Annotated in this window: 24 protein-coding genes and 2 pseudogenes; 4 read left to right on the forward strand and 22 right to left on the reverse strand. The window is 34.5% G+C overall.

The window, feature by feature from the left end; all coding sequences use genetic code 11:
• Positions 1 to 19: 19 nt before the first annotated feature.
• The 4 genes from EGX95_RS15405 to EGX95_RS15420 all read right to left on the reverse strand — a co-directional run bounded on the left by EGX95_RS15405 (position 20) and on the right by EGX95_RS15420 (position 3639).
• Positions 20 to 1081: an oxidoreductase gene (locus EGX95_RS15405; RefSeq protein WP_000176611.1), complete on the reverse strand. Its 1062-nt coding sequence runs from the start codon at positions 1079 to 1081 to the stop codon at positions 20 to 22.
• 217 nt (positions 1082 to 1298) lie between these two features.
• Entirely contained in the window at positions 1299 to 2471 is a 1173-nt protein-coding gene (locus tag EGX95_RS15410; protein ID WP_123805646.1) for a cyclopropane-fatty-acyl-phospholipid synthase, read from the reverse strand.
• Between the two features lie 309 nt (positions 2472 to 2780).
• Positions 2781 to 3107: a winged helix-turn-helix transcriptional regulator gene (locus tag EGX95_RS15415; RefSeq protein WP_000816333.1), complete on the reverse strand. Its 327-nt coding sequence runs from the start codon at positions 3105 to 3107 to the stop codon at positions 2781 to 2783.
• Between the two features lie 190 nt (positions 3108 to 3297).
• A complete protein-coding gene (locus EGX95_RS15420) occupies positions 3298 to 3639 on the reverse strand; it encodes a winged helix-turn-helix transcriptional regulator (protein ID WP_000860838.1) in 342 nt (113 codons plus the stop codon).
• A 412-nt stretch (positions 3640 to 4051) separates the two neighbouring features.
• On the opposite strand from EGX95_RS15420, the gene EGX95_RS15425 reads away from it, so the two are divergent.
• Both EGX95_RS15425 and EGX95_RS15430 read left to right on the forward strand, forming a co-directional pair.
• Positions 4052 to 5062 (forward strand): aldo/keto reductase, encoded by a 1011-nt coding sequence (locus EGX95_RS15425; RefSeq protein ID WP_000040518.1) that lies wholly within the window; start codon positions 4052 to 4054, stop codon positions 5060 to 5062.
• A 78-nt stretch (positions 5063 to 5140) separates the two neighbouring features.
• A complete protein-coding gene (locus tag EGX95_RS15430) occupies positions 5141 to 5557 on the forward strand; it encodes an SRPBCC family protein (RefSeq protein ID WP_000951516.1) in 417 nt (138 codons plus the stop codon).
• 44 nt (positions 5558 to 5601) lie between these two features.
• Here the strand turns inward: EGX95_RS15430 and EGX95_RS15435 are convergent, their stop codons facing one another.
• From EGX95_RS15435 to EGX95_RS15450, 4 genes are read right to left on the reverse strand one after another with little or no spacing between them, the layout of a single operon-like run.
• Positions 5602 to 6168, reverse strand: coding sequence for an SGNH/GDSL hydrolase family protein (locus tag EGX95_RS15435; RefSeq protein ID WP_000855194.1), 567 nt, complete (start codon positions 6166 to 6168; stop codon positions 5602 to 5604).
• Positions 6169 to 6184: 16 nt separating this feature from the next.
• Entirely contained in the window at positions 6185 to 7012 is an 828-nt protein-coding gene (locus EGX95_RS15440) for an MBL fold metallo-hydrolase (protein WP_002028107.1), read from the reverse strand.
• 25 nt (positions 7013 to 7037) lie between these two features.
• Positions 7038 to 7595 carry a DUF7010 family protein gene (locus EGX95_RS15445; protein WP_001102937.1) on the reverse strand — a complete coding sequence of 186 codons (558 nt, stop codon included), beginning with the start codon at positions 7593 to 7595 and terminating at the stop codon, positions 7038 to 7040.
• A gap of 27 nt (positions 7596 to 7622) precedes the next feature.
• Positions 7623 to 8471 (reverse strand): aminoglycoside phosphotransferase family protein, encoded by an 849-nt coding sequence (locus EGX95_RS15450; RefSeq protein ID WP_000355399.1) that lies wholly within the window; start codon positions 8469 to 8471, stop codon positions 7623 to 7625.
• 175 nt (positions 8472 to 8646) lie between these two features.
• Between EGX95_RS15450 and EGX95_RS15455 the strand changes: the two genes are divergently transcribed.
• Positions 8647 to 8856, forward strand: coding sequence for a hypothetical protein (locus EGX95_RS15455; protein ID WP_000801653.1), 210 nt, complete (start codon positions 8647 to 8649; stop codon positions 8854 to 8856).
• Positions 8857 to 9035: 179 nt separating this feature from the next.
• On the opposite strand, the gene EGX95_RS15460 is transcribed toward EGX95_RS15455, so the two are convergent.
• The 6 genes and pseudogenes from EGX95_RS15460 to EGX95_RS15485 form a co-directional block, all read right to left on the reverse strand.
• Positions 9036 to 9935: a PhzF family phenazine biosynthesis protein gene (locus EGX95_RS15460; protein WP_000849347.1), complete on the reverse strand. Its 900-nt coding sequence runs from the start codon at positions 9933 to 9935 to the stop codon at positions 9036 to 9038.
• Positions 9936 to 9946: 11 nt separating this feature from the next.
• Complete coding sequence (locus EGX95_RS15465) at positions 9947 to 10723, reverse strand: GNAT family N-acetyltransferase (protein ID WP_000638688.1); 777 nt, start codon at positions 10721 to 10723, stop codon at positions 9947 to 9949.
• Complete coding sequence (locus tag EGX95_RS15470; protein WP_001264491.1) at positions 10720 to 11424, reverse strand: SDR family NAD(P)-dependent oxidoreductase; 705 nt, start codon at positions 11422 to 11424, stop codon at positions 10720 to 10722. The genes EGX95_RS15465 and EGX95_RS15470 overlap by 4 nt, the downstream gene beginning before the upstream one ends.
• Positions 11421 to 11985, reverse strand: a pseudogene (locus tag EGX95_RS15475) (GNAT family N-acetyltransferase). The gene EGX95_RS15470 and the pseudogene EGX95_RS15475 overlap by 4 nt, the downstream one beginning before the upstream one ends.
• 144 nt (positions 11986 to 12129) lie before the next feature.
• A pseudogene (locus EGX95_RS15480) lies at positions 12130 to 13618 on the reverse strand (class I adenylate-forming enzyme family protein).
• Positions 13619 to 13761: 143 nt separating this feature from the next.
• Positions 13762 to 14295: an NAD(P)H-dependent oxidoreductase gene (locus EGX95_RS15485; RefSeq protein ID WP_002080694.1), complete on the reverse strand. Its 534-nt coding sequence runs from the start codon at positions 14293 to 14295 to the stop codon at positions 13762 to 13764.
• 124 nt (positions 14296 to 14419) lie between these two features.
• Between EGX95_RS15485 and EGX95_RS15490 the strand changes: the two genes are divergently transcribed.
• Entirely contained in the window at positions 14420 to 14743 is a 324-nt protein-coding gene (locus EGX95_RS15490) for a winged helix-turn-helix transcriptional regulator (protein ID WP_001072984.1), read from the forward strand.
• A gap of 193 nt (positions 14744 to 14936) precedes the next feature.
• Here the strand turns inward: EGX95_RS15490 and EGX95_RS15495 are convergent, their stop codons facing one another.
• The 8 genes from EGX95_RS15495 to EGX95_RS15535 form a co-directional block, all read right to left on the reverse strand.
• Positions 14937 to 15737 (reverse strand): hypothetical protein, encoded by an 801-nt coding sequence (locus tag EGX95_RS15495; RefSeq protein WP_000418468.1) that lies wholly within the window; start codon positions 15735 to 15737, stop codon positions 14937 to 14939.
• A gap of 305 nt (positions 15738 to 16042) precedes the next feature.
• Positions 16043 to 16318 carry an ArsR/SmtB family transcription factor gene (locus EGX95_RS15500; protein ID WP_000662957.1) on the reverse strand — a complete coding sequence of 92 codons (276 nt, stop codon included), beginning with the start codon at positions 16316 to 16318 and terminating at the stop codon, positions 16043 to 16045.
• 228 nt (positions 16319 to 16546) lie between these two features.
• Positions 16547 to 19894, reverse strand: coding sequence for a trifunctional glycoside hydrolase family 18/polysaccharide deacetylase/glycosyltransferase family 2 protein (locus EGX95_RS15505; RefSeq protein ID WP_000414325.1), 3348 nt, complete (start codon positions 19892 to 19894; stop codon positions 16547 to 16549).
• Positions 19895 to 20071: 177 nt separating this feature from the next.
• Positions 20072 to 21397, reverse strand: a complete 1326-nt coding sequence (gene rsgI / locus EGX95_RS15510; protein WP_080344778.1) for an anti-sigma-I factor RsgI — start codon at positions 21395 to 21397, stop codon at positions 20072 to 20074.
• Entirely contained in the window at positions 21387 to 22109 is a 723-nt protein-coding gene (gene sigI, locus EGX95_RS15515; RefSeq protein WP_033689984.1) for an RNA polymerase sigma factor SigI, read from the reverse strand. Before sigI ends, rsgI begins: the two co-directional genes overlap by 11 nt.
• 554 nt (positions 22110 to 22663) lie before the next feature.
• Complete coding sequence (locus EGX95_RS15520; protein WP_000136100.1) at positions 22664 to 23425, reverse strand: glycosyltransferase family 2 protein; 762 nt, start codon at positions 23423 to 23425, stop codon at positions 22664 to 22666.
• 336 nt (positions 23426 to 23761) lie between these two features.
• Positions 23762 to 24073: a YbjQ family protein gene (locus EGX95_RS15530; protein WP_000637502.1), complete on the reverse strand. Its 312-nt coding sequence runs from the start codon at positions 24071 to 24073 to the stop codon at positions 23762 to 23764.
• A 63-nt stretch (positions 24074 to 24136) separates the two neighbouring features.
• Positions 24137 to 24787 carry a CPBP family glutamic-type intramembrane protease gene (locus tag EGX95_RS15535; RefSeq protein WP_000008258.1) on the reverse strand — a complete coding sequence of 217 codons (651 nt, stop codon included), beginning with the start codon at positions 24785 to 24787 and terminating at the stop codon, positions 24137 to 24139.
• Positions 24788 to 25045 lie beyond the last annotated feature (258 nt).

Genomic DNA, 25045 nt, shown 5'->3' on the forward strand with positions numbered 1-25045 from the left:
TTATGCTGTATTCCCTCTTCTATTCATTTAAGTTTAAAGCCTCAAGTTTGTAAACGGAAGGTGATGGCGCAGCAAATCCGTTTTCTAAGATTTCAATATTCGTTACCGCTTCTTCGTCTTTCACAAGCTTTGGTGCACCATTTACAATTGTTTCATACGCTGCATCATAAAAACGACCGTAATCACCAAGTGGCGTTTTAATTTGTTTTTCAATCCAATCACCGTTTGCGTTGCGATATTTCGCAATTCCATAGTACATCGGTGAATCTTCACCAAATCCTGCACTCTCAGGCATAATACCCGCTTTCAAATCATTTTCCTGCTGATCTTCACCATATTTAATAAACGATCCATTTGTTCCATGAACGATAAAGCGCGGATAATCTTTCGCTACAACATGGTTCGTTTTCAGTTTAATTTTCAACTTATTTCCGTAATGTAGACCAACATCGAAATAATTATCAACCGCACCTTCCACTTCATTATTACGAATATCGTATGTCACCGTATCTGGACGGCCAAACAGTGAAATCATACGGTCCATCGTATGAATACCTAAACTGTAAAATGAACCTTCTTCTTTCGGACCTTCGTGAGTGATTGAACCAGGACGGAAATAATCAATATGTGATTCAACCTCAACAATATCACCAAGGAATCCTTGTTCCACAACTTGCTTCACTGCTAAGAAATCACCATCAAAACGGCGGTTTTGATAAGGCATAACTACTACACCTTTTTCTCGTCCTAAAGCTAATAATTCTTTCGCATGTTCCACTGTATCGCAAAATGGTTTTTCAACGATAACTGATTTTCCAGCAAGTATAACTTTTTTCGCTAATTCGTAATGCGTATGTGCTGGCGTACAGATTGTCACTACTTGGATTTCTTTATCATTCAACAATTCGTTCAAATTAGTAGTGAAACTAACACCTTTTTCCTTATATGGAGCCGCTAATTCTTCATTAATTTGGCGAGCAAAAATCGTTTTTACTTTTATATTTTTACGTATATTCACATACGGTAAGTGATAGCGGTTAGCTGATTTTCCAAATCCAATAAAGCCCATTGTTAATGTCATATTCTTCAACTTCCTTGCTCATAAATTTTTGATTCTATATTTATTATATATTTTTATCATTAAAAGTATATAGTTTTGTTTTTAAAATTATATATAAAAAAGTCGAGATGGAAATCATTTTCTGATTCCAATCTCGACTTTAAGTTATAGACTTATGTCCTACCATCATTTTATTTACACTCGATGAGTAGTTACAGAGCTGCTTCATTACATGCTCTTATTCATACATATAAGAACGTGTCATCGGAATTGTATCGTTAATACCTTTTGTAAATACAAATTGATGTAAATCAATATTACCTGTAAAGAACGAAGCTGCACATGCATTTAAATATAAGCGCCACATACGAATGAATCGCTCATCTTTCGTTTTGCGAACTTCCTCCAGTACGTTTTCAAAATTTCGAGCCCAATGCTGTAATGTTTTCCCGTAATGTCTACGTAAGCTTTCCACATCAACAATGTAAAATTGTTCGTTTGTCATGTTCGTGATTAATTCGTTAACAGCAGGAACATATCCGCCAGGGAATATATATTTTTCAATCCAACCATTCGTAGCACCACCATTGGCCGGGGAAGTAATACAATGAAGTAGAGAAATCCCACCATCATTTAGTAGTGCATTCACTGTCTCAAAGTATTGTGTAATGTTGTCTTTTCCTACATGTTCAATCATACCTATACTAACAATTTTATCAAATTTACGATTCTTAATATCGCGGTAATCAAGTAAAGATACTTCAACTAAATCCGTAAGTCCCTCTTGTTTAATTCGCTCGGAAGTCTTAGCATATTGTTCCTCACTCAACGTTACCCCCATCGCTTTCACACCGTACTGCTCAGCGGCAGCTGTAATGAGCTCACCCCACCCGCAACCAATATCTAATAGCGTATCACCTTTTTGAAGGTTCAACTTTTTCAAAATATGATTCACTTTATTATGCTGAGCTGTCGTTAAAGAATCTTGCTCATTTTGGAAATACGCACAAGAATACGTCATTGTTTCATCTAGCCATAATTTATAGAAATCGTTCCCAATATCATAATGATGAGCAATATCATCTTTATTTTTTTGTTTTGAGAAATTCCATTTACTTTTGAAATATTGCAACTTACTATCACCTAAAAAGCTATCCTGCCTTTTATAAATTGATTGAATTGCTTTTTCAAGATTCCCTTCTATTTCAAGATCTCCATTCATATATGCTTCACCGAATGCGATAGAAGGATCCTTAGCAATCTCTTTTTTTGAAAGCGGCTTATGGAATGTTACATGAAATTGAGGTTCCCCTTCTCCATATTGTATTGTTTCTCCATTCCAAAGTGTAATTTGAACTGGATCTGAAAAAAGATTTTTAAGTATTTTTTTATAAAAAAGTTCTTCAACCATATAAACATCTCCTACTAAAGAAATTGAACAAAAAACTATACTAGTTAATAAGTCTTTTTGAACATAGCTTAAAACCGTTATGACTTCTTGCTACGAGTGTCATTATAAAACGGTTATATTATGAAGCATAGTACGTACTTTAAAGTGATGAAGGCACTTTTAAGTACCTATGAAAACTTTAATCCATTATTCATCACAGCTAAAACAGTTGTTAATATGGTATAGATCCTTACTTTCTAAATTTTCATACTAAAAAACACCACCTCGTCATTAGGTGGTGTTTGCAATATTACATAAAGAGATTTCATTTCACTTAACTTTACTATTTTTTCTATCTATGCATCGTTCTCCCCATACGGTCAATTGATTTAATACATTTTGCAAAGACCACCCATAATCAGTTAAGGAGTATTCTACTCGGGGTGGAATTTCTTTATAGATTTCACGTGTAATCACACCATCATCTTCGAGCTCACGTAATTGTTGCGTCAACATTCTAACAGAAATTTCAGGAATTAGACGCTGCAACTCGCTCGTTCGCTTCGTTCCTTTCGTTAAGTGACATAAAATGACGACTTTCCACTTTCCCCCGATAATTTCTAAAGTTGCTTCTATCGGTATATTGTATTGTTTCACACGATCTCCCCTCCTTTTTTCTAAATTTCTTCTCTATTGTTACGTAAAAACAAATAATTTTCTATACGGCACATTTTAGTTCCTACAGCACAAAAAAGTACCTATATTACCAAAAAGTAATTATGCCGTTTAAAAATATTCCTATATACAAAAAGAAAAACGAACGTATTCTCGTTCGTTTTTTTCTTGTTTATTCTGCTGTAATGAGCATAGACGTGTTACCATTCTTTTCAAGATGATGTTCTCCCCAGTTACAAAGAGAATCGAGTATAGCATCTAAAGAATGACCGTATTCCGTTAACGAATACTCTACTTTTGGCGGCACTTGGTTATACACTTTTCTCTCGATTACACCATCTTCTTCTAATTCACGTAATTGTTGCGTTAACATCTTTTGTGTAATACCAGACATTAATTGTTTTAATTCGCACGTTCTCTTTTTATCTTTCTTTAAATGACAAAGGATCACTACTTTCCACTTCCCACCGATAACCTGTAAAGTCGCCTCTACAGGAATATTGTATGTTTTCATATAAAAATCTCCTTTAATAATGTTATAAGGCAAGTAAGCTAAAGATTTAAATATTACTTTTAAGTATCTATAGCACCTTAAAGTACGTACTTTTTATCCTATTAAACATGTTTCATAATAGCATACGTAAACAGCAGATGAGTAGTACGGCACTAAAAAGTACCTGTATTACTTTCTAGTATCTATATCACTTTAAAGTACGTACTTTTCATTATGTAAAATACATTTCATAATAGCATTTGTAAGAGTTGAGTGAGTCATGCAGTATTAGAAATTACATTTTTGTCCCGGTACTTTAAAGTGAGTATTTTTATCATACATTTTGTCCGACGATGAAATGACATATTTTCATTTTCACATCCATTCACAATGATGAATTAATTTTTAAATACATTTTAGGAGGATATTAATAATGAGTAAATTACTAAAAGAAAAAATTGGTTTTGGTACAGCACCACTAGGAAATATGTACCGTAATATTCCAGAAGAAGAAGCAATCGCTACAGTGGATGCTGCTTGGGATAATGGCGTTCGTTACTTTGATACAGCTCCACTTTATGGATCTGGCTTAGCGGAGATTCGCCTTGGTGAAGCACTATCAAAAAGAAATCGTGATGATTACTTTTTAAGCACAAAAGTCGGTCGAACGATTTCAGATGAACTAGAAGATCCATCTGCACGTGATTTAGGTGAAAAAGGCGGACTTTTCGAATTTGGCCGCAAAAATAAAATGATCAATGACTATAGTGCAGATGCAACACTTCGTTCTATTGAGCAAAGTTTAAAACGTTTAAAAACAGATCGTCTAGACTTTGTTTTCATTCATGATTTAGCTCAAGACTTTTATGGTGATGAGTGGATTTCACAATTTGAAACAGCTCGAACAGGAGCATTCCGTGCACTAACACGTTTACGTGAAGAAGGCGTTATTAAAGGCTGGGGACTTGGAGTAAACAAAGTAGAATCAATTGAACTGATGCTTGATTTAGAAGAAGCGCAGCCAAATATATCCTTACTAGCTGGTCGTTATTCATTACTAGACCACGAGCGTGCATTGCAACGAGTAATGCCTGCAGCTGTTAAGCATAATATGGATATTGTTGTTGGTGGCCCATATAGCTCAGGTATTCTTGCTGGGGGTGCTCACTTCGAATATCAAAAAGCATCACCAGAAATCATTGCAAAAGTTGAGAAAATCAAAGCTCTTGCAGATCGTCACGAAATCAGTATCAAAGCTGCTGCATTACAATTTTCACTAGCGAATCCAGCAGTTGCTGCCGTTGTTCCTGGTGCAAGTAAACCGGAACGAATTGTAGAAGACCAAAACGCCTTAAATACAGTAATTCCAGCAGCATTCTGGGAAGAAATGCGTGAACAAAAACTAGTAGCACCTAATGCACCACTACCAATCAACGTAAAATAAATTGAAACCTTAATCAGTGGGGCAATCCCCACTGATTATTTACCCGCAAATACCGGGATGAAAAGGAGCGTAATGAACATGGCACATACTACTACATCTATGGAAATTTTCGGTTCACCTGAACAAGTATGGCAATTAATCGGAGGTTTCAACTCCCTTCCAGACTGGTTACCTTATATACCTAACAGTAAATTAACGGAAGGCGGTCGTGTACGTCACCTAGCTAATCCAGATGGTGACACGATTATAGAACGATTAGAAGTATTCAATGAGAAAGAACGATACTACACGTATTCAATCATGAATGCACCATTCCCAGTCACTAATTATCTATCTACAATCCAGGTGAAAGACGGTACTGAAAGTAACACATCGGTAGTAGAGTGGTCTGGTACGTTCACTCCTGTTGAAGTTAGTGATGAAGAGGCAATAAACCTTTTTCATAGTATTTACAGTGATGGACTGAAAGCATTGCAACAAGCATTTCTAGATTGAGCTATTAAAAACAATGAAAAGCAAAGCGATATCGCTTTGCTTTTTTATAAAATCCCTTTTAACTTTTCACCAATTAACTTCGCTACATACTCATAGCCTTCTGGTCCAAAGTGTAGCCCATCTCTTTCATCATTTTCTACAAACCTTTTATAATTCCGTTCTTGAATCATTTCAGCATACAAATTTAGAAAATAGCTTCCTGTTTCTTTCGCCACTTCCTCTACCACGTCTGCATACTGACCGAGTACTTCATTTGTTCTATTATGCTGTCTTTCTTCATCAACTGGGGCAGGACTAATAAGCAGTACTTTACCTGAAGAAATATGGTTCACAATCTTCTCTAAATTTTCTTTGTATGCTTGTAATGACCCTTGCGAAAAAGAGACTGCATCATTTGTACCAAGAAAAACTGTTACGAAATCTGGTTTATGTGATAATACATCTTCTTTAATCCCTTTTAACGCATCAAACGTATTATCACCTGGAACACCTGCATTCACTACGTTCCAATTCGGAAACATCTCTCGCAAACGTGGTGTTAACCTCGGTGTTCCATTGAAAAACATTTCATCAGCTGTAATACTATCCCCAAAGCATACTAACGTTTTCATAAAACTAACTCTCCTTTTACGTATGAAACAACTTTCCTTCTACCGCCTTAATATATCTTTCAGCAGAACGTTCCACTGCCTCAATTGCATTCTCTTTTACTACTCGATGAAAAGCGTTGTATAAACGATTAAACTGTAACGGCTTCACTCGATTCACCATTTCTTCCACTTTTCTCGCTGGTAATGGAATTAAGTTTGGATAGCTGTACATAAAGCTTACCCATCGTTCATCCGCTACAACTTGAATAATATCACCTGTTAACAAAATTCCTTTCCCATCATTACCTTCTTCCCAATGTAAGACAGATCCACCTTTAAAATGACCACCTAAACGATGAATAACCAATCCATCCGCTAATTGTAAAGACTCACCAGACCAATAAATAATACGACTACTCGGGCGCATCACCCACTCTTTATCATCTTCGTGTATATAAATCGGTACATCAAATGTCTCTGCCCATTCTACTTGTGTTGAATAATAATGAGGATGAGACAAGGCAATTGCATCTAGTCCACCAAGCTCTTTTATTTTCGCAATTGTCGTTTCATCTAAATAAGTAATACAGTCCCATAGTAAACAATATGATTCTGTTTTCACTACATATGCCGTTTGACCAATCGCAAATCCTGGTTTTGTTGTAATACTAAAAAGCCCATTTTCCTCTTCGATTATTTCATTTTTATATGTATCACTTGTTTGTAAGCTTTCTAGCGTCGTCCAAGACTGCCCTTTCGGATTCACATATTGTCTCTCTTCATCACAAATATGACAACTCACTGGTTCTTCTACACCCGCTGCATACTGCACGCCACACGTTGTACAAACGAAATTTTTCATCATAATTTCCCCTATCCCTCTATTTTTATTAAGCTGATTTTTGTTGATAATGATCTGCTTTTTTATTTTCAATTAATAAACTGATAAAAGTAAGTAAATAAACACCTGTAACGGATAATGGAATGACAGTAAATCCTTTTTCTGCAAAAAGAATCCCGCAAACTGACGTTACGAATACAGTCCCTACGGATAATAAACCATAACTTTTGCTTTCATAAATCCATACGTACGGGATAAAATGAACACCTATTAACATCGCTACTACAAAAGGTAACCATTCTGGAAATTGAAAATAGGCAAGTAATACAAGCGGAATATTCAATACATTTATCCCACCAATTAATCCTGCCAAAACCCCTAACGGGTTTCCTTTCGCAAACATATCAATTTTCAATATAGCAGCTATCATTAATCCAAAAGGAAACACACATCCCATACCGATTAAATATACCCACACCACTTGTTTTTCAGAAAGAACAAAGCCCATTATACTCATAACTATCCAAAATAAAACACCAGCTAATATAATCGGTAATCCTCGCTTCGTTTTGATTGCTAAATCCTTTTTCGCTTCTGAAACATTCATTTCACGATCCCCCCAAACATATTTGTACTATAAAGTCACCTCAACCTCGTCCATCCAATAACGCCAAGCTACTAAATAATCTTCTAAATCTTTCGGGTGACGTCTTAAACACGTATCTATACGCAAATATAATCCTATAACTATTTCTTCATATAAATCACGTTCTTTTTTATGAAATACACATTGTTTCATCGCATAATCAATCGTTTCTTTCGTTACATCTTCCGGGGTTGAACAGAACGCATAAATTAAATCGTATATAGGATCTCCTAACACTGGTAGGGGATCAATTACACCATGCAACTCATTTCCTTGAAATATAAAATTATGAAATCCAAGATCACCATGCAGTAAAAATGGATGATTTATTCCAGTCCCTCTATTTGGGCTATTTGCTAACTTAAGAACTGTTCTATACTCTTCCTCACTTATGTAACGTCTTACATTTTCATAAGCTTCCATCACATTTTTCGTTAAAAATGCACTCCAAGATTGAACCGGACTTTCTTTCCATCCCCAGCCATCTATACGTGAAACTATTTCATACTTATTAATAACTTCTTTTACAAGGGTACTAAGCGTAATTCTTTTTTGTCCTCGTCCGCACGAAGTACTACCTTCAAGGAAAGAATACACAATATATGTATGTAAAGGTTCCTTATACAAAAGATTTGCAAACAAAGTATTCCTTTCATAAAAAGAAAGAAAAATAGCTTCTTCACGTATTACTTCCGCTTCATTAAGTTTTACAACGTATTTTTCATCCAACAAATATACAGTACTTGCCGTTCCCCCGTTCAGCACTTTTACGCTAGTTGGATAATGTGAAATCACTTTCTCCTTAACTAGTTGTGCAGCGATTGTTGAAATGTCCATTCCCTCACCCTTTAATCCCGAAGATTTCTTCAATTCAAAAGACAACTTTACTATTATTTGACAAACAAATAGTAAATACCTTCCAAAATCATAATATAACAAAAATTCATTCACTTTTACATTTCAAAAATAAGGAAATACTAACAACAACGTTACATACATATAGGAGGACAATATGAAACCTGAATTTTTAAAAGCTGTACATGATGCCATCGGAAATGTCGAACACATTCATATAGAGGAAAGCGGTGCTGACAGCTTACTCATCCATCATGATGATGCACAGCAGTTACAACAAGTCGCTAAAACGTTAGAAAATAACAATTTCCGCTCTGCTTTAAGAACAACTGGAGATGCTTCGTATATTGAAGTATTGAACAGATAGTGAAAGTCCGGATGTATGCTGGGCTTTCTTTTTTATCCCGCATTAACGGGCAGTAAGACCCTCACCTCAAAATTCAACGGAAGCAAAGAAGTTAGGTGGGGGATCAACTGCCCGTAAAAGCCCGATTGGTTCAACTAATAATCAGTGGGGATGCCCCACCCACTGATTAAAGTTTCACTTTATATTAAAACTTCAAACTCTTTCACATATACCGCTGTTCCAGCAATATCTATTTGTAACTTCTCATTTTCTACATCTTTCGTTACATATACCGTTACACGACCATCTTTATGTATTTCTTGCCCTTGTTCAACGATTAACTCCATTTCATGGTCAAAATCTTTCTCCACATACGTCGCATAATATGCTCCCATTACACCTGAAGCTGTTCCTGTCACGGGATCTTCAATCGTTCCAGCATAAGCTGATGAGAAATGACGCCCATGCATATGTACCTTTTCGTCATAAGTTTCTAGACAAATTGGGTGAATAGAAGCGTTAGGTATTTCTTTTAATACCGATGGAAACACCTCATTGTTAGGTTTCATTCTCTCACATACATCTAGATTTTTAACCGGTACAATTACGGTCCAGTTCCCCGTACTTCCATATACAATCGGTAAACTTACATCTAAATCATTTACTTCTAAACCGATACTATGAGCTAATTCTTCTTTTGAACCTGTAAATTCTTTAAACTGAGGTGCTGCCTGCCTCATTTTAATAAAGGTTTCTCCATTTTCATTTACACCTATTTGTATCGGTAAAATCCCGGCCTTCGTTTCAATCGTAAGGCTTGCTTTCTCTTCTAATAAACCTCTTTCACGCAAGGCAAATATTGTCCCAACTGTCCCATGACCACATAAATCCATTTCAAAACCAGGTGTAAAGTAGCGCATTCTTATATCTGCTACTTCTGAGGAAAGAACAAAAGTTGTTTCGTTAAATCCAACTTTTTCAGCAATACGCTGCATTTCCTCTTCTGTTAATCCATCTGCATCTAATACAATACCTGCTGGATTACCCATATTCGGTTTATTCGTAAATGCGTCATAATGAAATACGTTTATAGTCTTCATTTTCTTTTCTCCTAACCTTCTTTAAAAATTTTATAATAAAGCTCTATCTCCGTTTTCAACGAACAATTATTTCTCCAAAATATTCTCTGCATCTTTTCATTTGAAGTATGTGTGCTTCCGATGTAATAAGTAGCCCCTATTTCCTTTAACATATGTAAAGATTGAAGATGCAGCCGGGAAGCAATTCCTTTCCCACGATAACAAGGCATTACCCCAAAATAAAATAATCGTCCTTCACTTTCTGTTCCAGTTTCTATATGCGGTATGGACATACCAATCGGCTCATTTTTATCATAAAAAACAATACATGACTTTTCCCAACCCTTACCTAACTCTGTTTGTACAGAATAAAAATGTTCATCGATAGTTAAAATTGAAGTTTGATTCCCTGAACCCGACATACATTGTTCCCAAATATATTTAAAATCTTTTTCCGATAACGTTCCTTCTGCTATTGATCGATATGTATATTGTCTTTCAAGTTCTTCTATATTGTTCAATTCTCTACATACTTCTATCTTTGCTGCGTGCAAAGAAAAACCGGCATCAAGTAACACTCTCACACTTGAGTTATAACTACTAAACCTTTTGTTTAATACAATACTCGCTCTTTTTAACTCCCAATTAAAACAAACCTCTTCAAATCTACTTATCTTTTCTTTATATGTTTGTACGTTATACAAAACGTCTTCTTCGATTTCTTCAATCGTTACTGCATTTGGTAAGCCATTTAATACTTTTTTAGAAGGGCCAAACAGATTCTGAATGATTGCAAGATCGTATATCACCACTTTAATTCACCTACACCTGGCTCAATAAACTTCCCTGAAACATCCTCATTTGAATCTATTATCCAATCATATATATTTTTTGCTCCTTCAGCCGGGGTCATATTCGCATCAAAAGCACCAATTTCAGTCTTTAATTTTCCAGGGTGAATAGCAGTTACACGAATTCCTTTATCCTCAAACTCTTGTTGTAAACAGAGCGTTAACATGTTTTGTGCAGCTTTAGCAATTCGATATGAATATGAGAAATGGCCTTGTGGAAACTCTTTGTTCGCCATTTTATGCAATGAACCTAACCGAGAGGACACATTTATGATTCTCGGATGATCCGATTTAGCTAAAGCCATATATGTACCTTTTACAGCTCGAATTACACCTAAGCAATGAATATTAAATAAGTCCGTTAACTCTTCTGAATTTGTATGTAAAACCTCAGTCTCCTTCCCAGTAATTCCTGCGTTATTTATAACTAGATCTATATACTCTGTATATTCCTCAAGCTGGTTTTTCATTTGCTCCGTACTCTCATCAATCGATAAGTCTGCCAATATAGGAAAACATCTGCAACTAAACATTTTCTTCAATTGTGTTAACGCAACCTCAGTTCTAACTAACGGATAAACGATATGTCCATTTTCATGAAACACTTTTACTAACTGTAACCCTAATCCGCGATTTCCACCTGTAATTAGAACTCTCATATATTCATCTCCTTATTTTTAAAATAAATAAGAAAATCCATCCACTTACCATTCTCTAATGAAAACGCCTCTCTCTTGCATTCAAAAGAAAAACCGGCTCTTTCCGCAAGACGAACGGATGGCTCATTATCAACACGTATATGTAATTCGATTCTATGAAAATGAAGACGATTAAAAAATAACGATACTGCAGCTTTCACACTTTCCATGCCATATCCGTTTTTCCAGTATTGATTATGTATGGAATATCCCCATCATCGCCCATTGATAGTCCATACGTAAAATTTTAATCAGCTCTAGCTTACCAATATTAGCTCCGTCTTCTTTACGAAAAATACCTAATACGTACATCTCATCTCGATGCGCTGCTTCATCAAAGCCCCTTATCCATTCCGTGAACCATTCTTTCGTTGATGATGCCATAACTTGATAACCATCATCATATTTATACTGCGATGGTAACCTCTTATGAAATCCATCTAACCAACTTTCATAATCATCATTTTGGAACGAACGGATCATCAGTCTCTCTGTCTCTACCTGTAATAGCGGCAGCTTCATTTACATCTCTTCCCTTGATTAATTTTCGAATATTCTTTATTATCTTACACAAAATACAAAATCTAGTAAATTATTATGTTTTGATAGACAAAAACCCAGTCATGCTTTATACATAACTGGGTTCTTCATCGTTTAATAACATTTTTATTTCACAAGAACTACATCCCTTAATTCCCTCTTCAACACTTTCCCTAAAGCGTTTTTCGGTAATTCTTCTACGAATACCACTTCTGGAATTTTGTAACTTGCTAACTTCTCCTTACAATACTGAATAATACTTTCTTCTGTTACTGTTGTTTCGCCATCCTTCACAATGTAAGCTCTTGGAACCTCTCCCCAAAATTCATCTGGAACTCCAACTACTGCCACTTCTAAAACACCATGTATTTCATGAATAACATCTTCTACTTGGTCTGGATATACATTGTCACCACCGCGTATAATAACGTCTTTATATCTTCCCATAATATGCAAGAATCCGTCGTCATCTATCATGCCAGCATCGCCCATGTTAAACCAATTATCTTTTACTACCTTCTTTGTCGCCTTTTCATTATTCCAATACCCTTTAAACATGTATGGACTTCTTACATGAATCTCTCCAACTTCATTTGTTTTTAGTTCATCGCCTGTTTCTGGATGAACAATTTTCACCTCTACATTTTTCAAGGCTTTTCCTACAGAAGACATCTTTTCCCATCATTGGATGCCATGAAGTTACAACCCAACCTTCTGTACTACCATAGCCTTGCACCATATAGATTCCTTTTTCCATATATTTTTGAATGAGCGTTTCTGGCACTTTTGTTCCACCGCTTTGTGCTACTTTAAAAGTAGAAATGTTACGTTCTTTTTTATTTAGTTCATCAAGCATATAGCTATAAACAGCTGGGAATGCAAGCATCGTAGTAATTTTCTCTTCTTCAATCTTATCCCAAATAAGAGTAGGATTCGAATCAGCTAAGAAGATCATCGTAACACCATGATAAATACAATTTAAAATAGAAAGCACACCACTCATATGAAACAATGGATGCACGGATAAAAAGCGTTCACCTGCTGGAATTTCTCTTTGTCCTGCAATCTCCTCAAAATAATGATGTAAGTTTTTATGTCCAATTACACATGCTTTCGCCTGTCCAGTCGTTCCTGAAGTAAATAAGTAAATGGCATCGTCTTCTTCATGAACTTCTACGTTCGGTTCTGTCATTGGCTGTTTTTGCAACTCTAATTCAAATGAACCAAAGCCTTCTTTTGTCGTTTGAATTACATACGGAATTTCTTTAACAGCATCAACATTTAATAACACTTCACTAAATTCTTCATCAATAACTAACACTTTTAATTTCGCTTCTTTTACAATCGTTTCGAGTTCATAAACAGTAAGCTGATGATTTAGCGGAATACATACCGCTCCAATTTTTAAACTTGCCATCATAACGCTTGGAAATGGGTGATTATTTTTGCATAGTATTCCTATACGATCTCCTCTTTGCACACCATTATGTAATAAATAATGTGCAAGCTGATTTACTCGTTCATTATATTGCTGAAACGAATATCTTTTCCCTCCGCCTACAAGCGCTTCCAAATTTGGTGATTGCATTGCTCTTTTTTGTAATAATTTTTGCATCGTTCTCAAGTAAAACTCCCCTTTATATATGTTAGGTTTTTTATTTTACCAGATTAACTATTAATTTACTAAAGATTATACTTAGTGAATATAATAAGAATATAAAATAGCCATTTACTTCACAAATAAATGGCTGTTTCTTCTTATATATTAGAATACTTCTTATTCATTACATATCGCACATACTCAGGTGCACTTTTATCAATCTCTTCATCACTTAGTTTATATTCGGCACCATATAAATAAAATGAAGGTATAAATTCCATACCTGTATATAAGCATGTAGCTTGGAATGGTTTCGTCAACTCATCCATCGTAATTCCGCTATTTTCATAATCTTTTTCTAATCCACCTATAGAAACTGCTACACCAAACTCTTTTCCCTTCACTTTATCCCCTTTTGATCCGTATGCAAATCCATATGTTAATACATCATCAAACCATTTTTTTAATAATGGCGGTGTGCTGTACCAGTAAAGCGGAAATTGAAATATATATCTGTCATGTTCTACTAATAACTTTTGCTCTTCTTCAATATTAAACTCCCAGTTTGGTGACACTTTATATAATTCATGCACCGTAATTTCATCTGAATGTTTCTCAAGTTCTTCTATCCATCTTTTATTAATTTTTGATTTTTCAATATGAGGGTGTGCTACAATTACAAGTGTTCTCATCATTTTCCATCCCCTTTATAAATGAATCAATCCTTTACATATTAGTATGAATGCATTACATATAATTGAAAAGTACGTACTTTCAGGTGCTATAGGAACCTTGAGGTACCTTTGGAGGTGTTATATGAATCAAAATGATAACTGTCCAATTGCAACGACGCTCGATGTAATCGGTGGAAAATGGAAAGTTCATATTTTATGTGTTTTGATGGATGGAAAAATGCGAACAAATGAAATCCGACGAGAAATCCCAAACATTACCCAAAAAGTTCTGACTCAACAACTTCGGCAACTTGAAGCTGATGGGATTATCCATCGTACTGTATATCAAGAAGTACCACCAAAGGTTGAGTACACAATAAGCGAATACGGGAAATCTTTAATGCAAATTATGAATGAACTATTTGAATGGGGAAAAGATCATCAGCTCAAAAGATTACATGACTAAAAAGCCACTATATACTTTTTTTAATCCTCAATGTTTATATTTTGTGTTTTTATAAATTTTATTTTTATCGTTTTTGGGCTAACTTGTTTTCTTAGATTGATGGACGTGACCCCACATCCATCAATCTAAAAAGATATAATTAGAAAAATGAGATTTCTATACAATTTCGCATATAAACACTACTTCTACCTCATTAAACACTTGCCCGACTTTTTCTAATCTCAATTGTACGTAAACTATAAAGGAGCACACCTAAACCGAGAATTTTTTCGTTATTAGACGCATTAGAACCTAAGGTAATAGTAGGTACATTTAAACCCATAAACCTTTCACTCCATTCTATAGGCATATATCCCTGCTTACCAATTACTAATGTACGTCCATCTATTGTACGGAGAGTACTTTGAATAAAATCAAACTCAACTTCTACATCTGACAATTTTGTGGCTTTATCTGTCATCAAAGTACCTCGTATCATAGTAAATCCTTGTATCATTTTTTCTTTAAACATACCAATCTGATTATAATTTGAATCATAGACTACCCAATCATATCCGTCCACTTCAGTATGAAAATAAGCTAGAATTTCCCCACTACTCGTTTCTAATCCGTAAACATCTTTATTATGTAAAAAGGGTATTACTGAAAAAAGAATATTTGATGAAACCATCTTTGTTCCTGCTATATACTTACCATCAGGATGATATAGACCAAATTGCTTGTTTCGTTTTGGTAATTCTAATACAACCAAAGTATCAACATCCCAAAATGTTGCATTACTTTTTATCATATTCTTTTGTATCAACTTTCCTTTTCTTAACTGCCAAAATCCAATCCCAAAAAAGATAGAAGCAGCGATAACAAAAAAGATAAACTGCCCCCAATTAATATGTCCCCAATCTTCATATACAGCGCATAAAGCAAGAATAAAAATACCCGTCCCAATTAACAGTTTCAACTTTCCTTTTCGTTTATAGTAATCAAATAATTCCATTTCTATATCTTCACCCCTTATTTGTGGTTCCTAACTATTAATATATCAAAAACATAGAATACCCTCTATTCAAAAATATAAGTTCTTCCACTGTCCACTGCATTGGAAACAAAGTGATAGTCGGCCTTTTGAGCTCAAACTCCTGAGAAAGAATAAAAGCGAAATCAATATTTTTTTATTTTAGAGATAATACCATATCACCATCAAGCTAATAAAAAGATACTCCTTAAAAATAAAAAACGCTATTCTCTCTGTAAAATCATAGAAAAGAATAGCGTTTCTTATTTTGAAATAGAAGTCAGCATTTAAACTAAACATGCTAATATTGATTTTGTGCGATTGTCAGTTACTTCATAATAAATTTCTAATCCTTTCCGAGTACCTGTAACCATTTTAGCAGCTTTTAGTTTAGATAAATGTTGACTAATTGTACTTTGAGGCATTTCCAAATCCCCATACATTGTTGTTACATTAGTAGGACCTTTTGCAAGCATTATTTTTACTAATGATAAACGAACAGGATGCGCCAATACCTTTAGTACTTCAGAGATTTCTTCAAACATTTCTTTTTGTTCTTTCATCTTATTGCTCCCCTTTTATATACATATTTATGTTATCCATATATATAATTCGAAGGTATATACGATTTTATGTCCGTCATTTTAAAAAAATATAAAAAAACTTTTTCTCGAAACTAAAGGAGTATCTTCACATAATGTCTCACTATTAGAACTCTTATAGATACAGATGTATGTACTCTACACTCAGCTCACTAAATCAATAAAAAAGAGAGCAGATAACCTGCTCTCCTAAGATGCCTCCTTATGTTCCGTAGAATGTTCTACACTTCCCACTCTCTTTAGCTTATTCCAACCTACCGCTACTCCTCGAATGGATGAGAATATAGATTTAACGACAACATAAGTCATAAATTGACGATAAATAAAGCGTTGTAAAATTAACCATACTAATGGTTTCGGACTCTCTTCCTCTAATTTAAATGCAAATAGAGATGCGAGAAGATCCATTAAAAAGAATACAAAATAAAATCCTAAAACTTTTAGCGGACTACTACTAAATAACCCCATAATCATTAATATATCTGCAAAAGGAGCAATGAATTGCAGAACATATTGGAATAACCACATGTTAGGCAATGCAATAAATCCTAACGTTTTTTGTTTTGTATGAAACAATGCTTTTCGATGTTTCCAAAGACATTGAAGTGTACCATATGACCAACGATATCGCTGTTTAATGAGACTTTTCACATCTTCAGGTGACTCCGTAAAAGCATACGCTTTTTCTTCATATACAATTCTATGTCCTTGACGTAAAAATGTAATAGTAAGATCTGTATCTTCTGCTAATGTATCTTCGCTTAAATATCCAGATTCAACTACATTCCTCTTACGCCACGCCCCAATAGCCCCTGGAACGACTGTAATACAATTTAATTCATCAAAAGCTCTACGTTCTAAATTAAATCCTGTTATATATTCAACATGTTGCCAAGTAGTTAACAAGTTTCGTCTATTCCCCACTTTAACATTACCTGAAACTGCTGCTACATTTTGATCTTCAAAGTGTCTAACCATGAGAGAAATGGCGTCTTGCGCAATAATAGTATCCGCATCTAAAGTGACAATAATCTCTCCTCGCGATTGTTGAAACCCTAAGTTCATTGCCGATGATTTCCCGCCGTTTTCTTTCTGAATGAAACGAACTTTAGGGTGTTTATAAAATGTTTCTTGCATTACTTTTGACGTACCATCTGTCGATCCGTCATCCACAACAATAACTTCAAATTCTCCATACTTACTATCCAAAATTGAGCGAATCGTCTTAGCTATCACTTTTTCTTCATTATATGCTGCTATGACAATACTAACAAAAGGTTGATAGGACGAATGAATAGTGCGAGATAGCGTTTTTCTTTTCTGCTTCCATGCAAAATAAATTAAGAATAAGAATCGAAAAATCCCTAATCCAATAGCGATATAAAAAATAGTTGTTAATATATGTTTAAAGTATCCCGCCCCTGAAAAGACAGCTTTATTGTAAAGTAAATACTGCTCACCCTCAGAAGAAACTGGGGGCATAATTTCATCACGTTCTTTATTCATTAAATCTGAAATTGTTACAAAACTATATCCATGCTTTTTTAAGTCTTTAATAATGATCGGCAACGCCTCTACCGTATGGGTACGATTCCCTCCCGCATCATGGAGAAGAATAATATTTCCCTCTCCCTTATAAACGGGATTAAGAGCACGCTTTACTAATTCATTTGTTGATGGTGTTGCCCAGTCCTCAGGATCCACTTTTTCTGCTACCATTGTATAGTTCATATTTTGTGCCCGTAAAATAGGCAATATTTCATTTGAGGAATCCGGGTTAGCATCCGCTTCGTATGGTGGCCTAAACAAAACTGTAGAATGCCCAGTTATTTCCTGGACCAGACGTTGCGTCGTATTAAGTTCTACTTTTGTTCGTAGTAAAGACGTATCAGCTACGTTAGGATGCTTGAAAGTATGATTGCCAATTTCATGCCCTTCATCGTATATTCTTTTCACAATACTAGTATTTAGTTGTGCGTTTTCACCAAGTACAAAAAAAGCAGCTTTGATCTTATTCTCTTTTAATATATCTAAGATTTCCGGCGTATATTTCGGGTCTGGTCCATCATCAAATGTTAGTACTACTTGTTTCCCTTTCGGTTTTCCATATCGTTGCACTTCGTATGCAGATGGTAAGGATTGATATACTTCATCTGTAAGATAACCATCTTTACCTACTTTAAAATCTCTCAATCCATTTTGCTTTTCATTCTCAATCTGTAAAATTTCACCTTGTCCAGAATAATTCACTTCATCTAAACTAGTGATTTTATGTAATACATCAGGATTTTTTTGTGCCTCAATCGGATTTTTTAAAACTTTCCATATTGTAGGATCTTCTGCTCCTAATCTCCATAACGCAAACCCCTTTGCTTTGTTTTCCATTGCGATTTTCACTTGATTATAGAGAGTAACGCCGTCTAAGAACCAAGCAGTATGTTCTTTATCTCCTGTTTTATATCTAAAATAAGGATTTCCACTCATCTTATCCCATTGAATATTCATATCTGAATTATGAGCCATTACCATAACTTCTGAAAAAGTTAAAGATTTCGCCGGTTCCTTACTATTTACTTTCCAATCATATCCATAGTTACCGAAAGCAACTATAAGTTTATTAGACGGAATATTCAGTTCTTTTAATGTATGTTGAAACCATTTATTTGAAGCAATTGGTCCTGGCTCTCCTGCTCCATAGTGCTCATCGTACATCATTACAATCATTCGATCTATTATTTTTGCTAACGCACTATAATCAAAAGCCTTATCATTAGCTGGAACATCTTGTGTAACGAGCAAATCATGTTTATGAAAGACCGTAGTAAGTTCTTTCATAAAATTTGTTAAGTTTTCTCTATCACTTTCAGGTACGGCCTCAAAGTCAATATTAATACCCGCAAATCGATTCTTTTCAACTTGCTTTACTAAATCATTTATAAACTTTGTCTTTACATCATTTGAGGAATTCAGCAACTTATGAATTAGCCCACTATCCGGACCAGAAGCTTCCTCAGTATAGTTAGTTAGTAAAGGCATAATTTTCACTTGATTTTTTTCTGCTAACTTTACTATCTCAGGTTTTATCTCACTTCTAATCGTTAAATCTGCTTTTAAATGATACCACTCTGGTACTAGCGTGGTTAATGAATCGATATTTTCTTTTAAAGAAGCGGTACTATTTTCATCCCAGTTTACATAAAAACCATACACTTCTTTACGTTGTTTACTATCCTTCGGCGAATTCACCAAATTTTTATTATCCTTCGTTTCGGTATTTGGTTTAAACTCTTCCTTCTTTAACTGCTGATCACTAAGTTTTTGATTAATTGGTACAAGTTTATTATCTTGTTGTACAGCGGTATTCATATTTGGAATTTCTGGTGTTGAAAAAATACTTTGAAAGAAAAAATAAAATACAATACTTACGCTAACTATTGAAATACATAGAAACGAAATAAAAGCTATGTTTCTTCTTCCTTTCGGATCATAAAAAACAGGTTTTACTTTATCTTTCTCTTGTTGAATGTTTTTCTCCATTATATTTTTCACATACTCCTTCTTAATAGAACTATAGAATAATAAAGTGCAACTTTAAGCAGCCCAACTCCCACCTAACTTCTTTGCCCTAGCCAAATTTTGAGATGGGAGTTTTACTGCCCGCAATAGTGAGATAACTCCTTTTCACTTTAAAATGAATCTCCCACTTCTATATTTCTATTGATTCTTCTTTTCATTCCCTTGCTGGTGGCCTCTATTCTCTTGTTGAGATCCCCTACCATTGTTTCCTTGCTCGTTTCCAACATTTTCTTTTTGGGATCCTCTTCCATTGTCACCTTGCTGGTTCCCATTATTTCCTTGTTGAGATCCCCTACCATTATCACCTTGTTGATTCCCATTATTTCCTTGGGGTACTCTTCCGTTGTTTCCTTGCTGATTCCCATTATTTCCTTGGGACCCTCTCCCGTTATTTCCTTGCTGATTCCCATTATTCCCTTGCGATCCTCTTCCATTGTTCTCTTGCTGGTGCCCATTATTCCCTTGCGATCCTCTTCCGTTGTTTCCTTGCTGATTTCCATTATTCCCTTGTTGGGATTCTCGACCGTCGTTTCCTTGCTGATTCCCATTATTTCCTTGTTGGGATTCCCTACCGTTATTCTCCTGCTGATTCCCTCTATTTTCTTGCTGAGATCCTCTACTATTGTTTTCTTTTATTTGCTTCGTTGGCTGTTCCTCTATTTTCTTTTGTTCTTTATGCTCTGGCTTCTCATATTTTTTGTCTTTTACAGAAGACAAATCTGGCGCTACATCAGGAGATGACTCCGGCTGTGATTGCACCTCTTCTTCGTTTTCCACCTGATTAGACGGCGTGGCAGGCGGCGTAACCGATTTGTTCTTCTCATTCTCTTGCATTATATAGACACCTGTACCAATTCCAGCTTTTCTAGCATTCTCTCGTACTTGCATCGTGCTACTTTGATATTCGACTGTAATATGTTTTAGCTCATATTCTTTCTTTAATTCTTTCATTACCTTTTCCAACTTCGGTTCTAGCAACTTATCCTTTGCAATAGCGGTTAGCATAACTTGCTTATCATTCGTTAAATACTTATCCTCTTGACTCTGCTTTATAATTGCACGTATTACTTCTTGCAATTGTTTATTTTCCCATTGCTTCAATTCTTTTAAAATACGCCTTCCATCATCATTACAAGCTTGTAAATCTATAACGCGAAGATCCTTCGTTACGCTCACTTCTAAACTTGGATTTATATCAACTGAGACGTAAGCGAATACTTTTTCTTCCGGTTGGTTGTAAAAAAATAACAGCGCACATAGAAAACAAGCAACAAGTAATGATGCCGGCTTTAAGAAATAAGGGATTGAAAAACGCGATGCTTTTTGTTCTTGCTCATCAAATGAAATTTCCTCTCCAATCATGCAAGAATCCCCTTTTCTTTTACACGTAATAAACTCTCCATTTGGCGTTAAAACAACTACGCTATGTTTTTTTATATCCATCACAATTCCTTTATTCATCATGCTTCCCTCCCCTTATATAATCAAGAATGTATGTATAGTTGTTTGCGAAGATAATACACATTGCAATGATATATTTTCTATGCCGTTCCAACGTTTTACGACTTACCCTAACACGCGGTTCAATATGTTTAAGCGGTAACTTTTTCTTCCGGAACAGCTCCTCCATCATTTCCTCTTCTTTTATAATCATCTTTACAATTTCTATTAAGTGTTCACGCGTATCACGATGCTTAGGAGATTCTTTAGCAAGCTCTGAAAATGTGATTTTAAACTCAGCTAACACACTTTGAAAATGGAGAATTTCTTCCTTACGGTTACCATTTTCTATTTCCTTCATATACTCGGTAAGCGATACTTGCATTTCTAACATTTCCTCTTGCTCATCTTCTTTTAAAAAGACAAAGTTATGCTTAGACTCCTTGCGTATATAGTCAATTACATCTCTTTTTATAAGAAGATCAGCAAACGCTAGAAAAGATTTCCCTTTTTTATATGAATACTGTTCAATTGCTTCGTTAAACGCAAACAATCCAATACTATATTCATCATCCTGTTCTGTAATATATCGGCGGCAGACAGACGAGATTGATTTTCTAATAAACGGCTGATACTGTACGATAAAAGCTTCTTTATCTTCTTCATTATTTTGTATGTTACATACGATATCTTCTATTTTCGGTTTTCTTAAGATCTTCATTACTAAACTCAACACGGGTAATCTCTCTCCCTCCTTCTGCTTGAAATAGAAAAATGGTCACTAAACAAGTGACCATTCAACCACAGTTTCTTTAGGCTTGTCTTCTTGTTGTTCATATTTTTCAAAGCCAACTTTTCTATCGTTCTTACAGTTAGGCTTACATTTCACTCTACTTTCTTATTTTCTTCCGCTTGTTTTGCTTGCTCTGTTTCTATTTTATCTGCAATCCTTGCATAACTCTTCTCTATATCATTGGTAATTTCACCCTTTTATTTCGGATGCCCCACTTAATCTAGTAATTTTATTAACACGTCAATATTCTTTCATAATCAATTTTCTTCTATCTATTTTCTTCACTATACATATTCGGAGGAATACAAAGTTTTATGGGGGTCAAAAAATATTTTTTATAAAAAATACATATTTATTTCAAAAATAAAAACCATTGATTTGAAAAAGGACTAATCAAATTGATGGTTTTCTTATCATATCTATTAAATTAAGTTAGGCTCTCATTATGTATAAAAAAATCTGCTGTTCTCCCTATTTCCTGCCGCTTTTCTCCATCGTTATCTTTCTTGATTATCATAATATGTCTTATCTGCATATTTTTGATCATTTCCTTTTAGATAAGCTAATATTACTTTTGGATTTTTAAGTAAAGCCCAGTCTCCATATGTATCAAATCTTCTGCATGAAGTTATCATGCCATTTTTAATGGTACCAAATTTCTTATTATTTCGTTTTCCCCATTCTTTTAAGCGTTTCGCGAAATCTGCATCCTCTGCCATAAGCATGTTTTCATTAAATCCGTTAATTGCCATAAAATCTTTTCTATAACACCAAAAAATCCCCACAGATATAGCTCCGTACTTAAAAAGTAAGGGAATTATAATTAGAATTGCAGAAAAGAATATTCCAAAAGACATTCTTTCGAACTTCCCATTCACCCCACCACCAATATATTTACCTGAAGATAAATATTTATCTACATTAGATAACAAAGACTCTGTCATTATCGTATCAGCATCTATAGTAACGATTATTTCTCCACTAGCTATTTCTGCCCCTGCATTTCGGATTTTAGATAAGTTTTTATCTTCATTTTTTAATGTAATACAATCATAAGATTTTGCTATTTCCTCTGTTTTATCTGTGCAACGATTTAAAACAACTATAACTTCCGTTTGCTCTTTATATGCCACTGATGCTTTTGCAATTGAATCCAAACATTTTCTAATGTACTTTTCTTCATTATGTGCAGGGATTATAATAGAAAACTTCACATCTTTTTGTAAATCGCTTCCTGAAGATTCGTTTATTTCAGTCATAATATTCCCCCTTATTTTAGATAAATATATGTTATACATAACATATATTAAAATTGATTAAGTTTTATTATAAAAAAGTACTTAAAACAATATAGACATATTGTTTTAATTGTAATAGGGCTACTATTAAGCTAACAAAAATTGACGTTGCATAAGCTTAGCTTAATAGGGACGTGTTGGGGCCTCTATATAAAAAACCACAGTTTACACCCAAACTGTGGTTTTTTGACGTACAATGATTTATCAACTTCTGTTTTTAGTCTTAAAATCTGCAACAGAACCAGGATCCCTCCTGAAAGTATAAATTCCAAGGAGGGAATCCGTTTTTTTATTTACTTATATACGTACAGCTGTACCACTTACAGCAACCATTAACATTCCATCACGAACAACTTCGTAATCTACGTCAATACCAACGATAGCGTTCGCACCTTTTTGTTTTGCAAGTTCTTTCATTTCGTCCATTGCGATATCACGAGCTTCTTTTAGCTTACTTTCATAAGAACCAGCACGACCACCGACAACATCACGAACAGAAGCGAATAAATCGCGTACAATGTTGGCCCCCATAATAGCTTCACCATTTACAATATCAATATAGTCAATAATTTCTTTACCTTGAATTCCAGACGTTGTTGTTACAATCATGTTTGACACCCTCCTAATTTTTTATAATATTCAACTGCATGTGTCTCTCTATGACATATGCAATTAAATAAAAGGAATAAAATTGTTTAACATATGTATCGCTATAACATATGCAAGGGATCTATTAGAAATAAGATACGCTGCAGTAAGCATCACCGTGCCAGGTAAATAAATAGCAATATCCGAAAGTTGGTTCGTGTGAAGAAGTGTAAAAATTATAATCGAAACGATGGATGCAATAGCAGTACCAACATATTCCGAAAAACGATTTACTAATATATGACGAAATATAATTTCTTCAATTATTGGTCCTATAATCCCAAATACAAGTAATGTGAATATAATAGGCATCTCTGCGCCATTTGTAAGGATCTGTTCTTGGTTCTCTGGCTGACCTGTATTTAGAAAATGCATAATAGAATTTTCCACAATTATCATAAGTAAAACTACCATAGGAATGCTTACTATTTTCAAAATTGTTTTCTCTTTAAAATAAGTAAAACTTTCAATAATTTCTTTCCTAAAGAAAATGATTCCTACAATAGCAGGTACAGTCACACCGATGGCACTAAGAGCAAATTCTGATTCAACTAAGTTGCTGTTAGTTAAAAGGGATATGCCAAATAATATGAACAAGCCAATTTGAAGTAGTGCAAACAGTATATAAACTATTAGCATAATAAGTTCTTTTGTATTCGTTTTTATAAAGCTCACTTTATTACCTCCATAATGAAATTACTTAGAATCTTTGATTTTTCTTTCTGCATAACGTTCTCCTTCTAAATATACTTATATAAATCCCAAACCGGACGGTTCGGTCCGAAAACTAATGATACTATAAGTTTCTAGTTTTTTAAACCCCCTTTATAAATTATTTACAAAATCAAAACGGTACAAAGCAATAAATTTATATTTCAGCTTCTTATTTACAATCAAATTCCAGTACTCATTCATTATTAACAATTAATCTTT

Origin of the sequence: Bacillus sp. FDAARGOS_527 (assembly GCF_003812125.1) — a bacterium.
GTDB lineage: Bacteria > Bacillota > Bacilli > Bacillales > Bacillaceae_G > Bacillus_A > Bacillus_A paranthracis.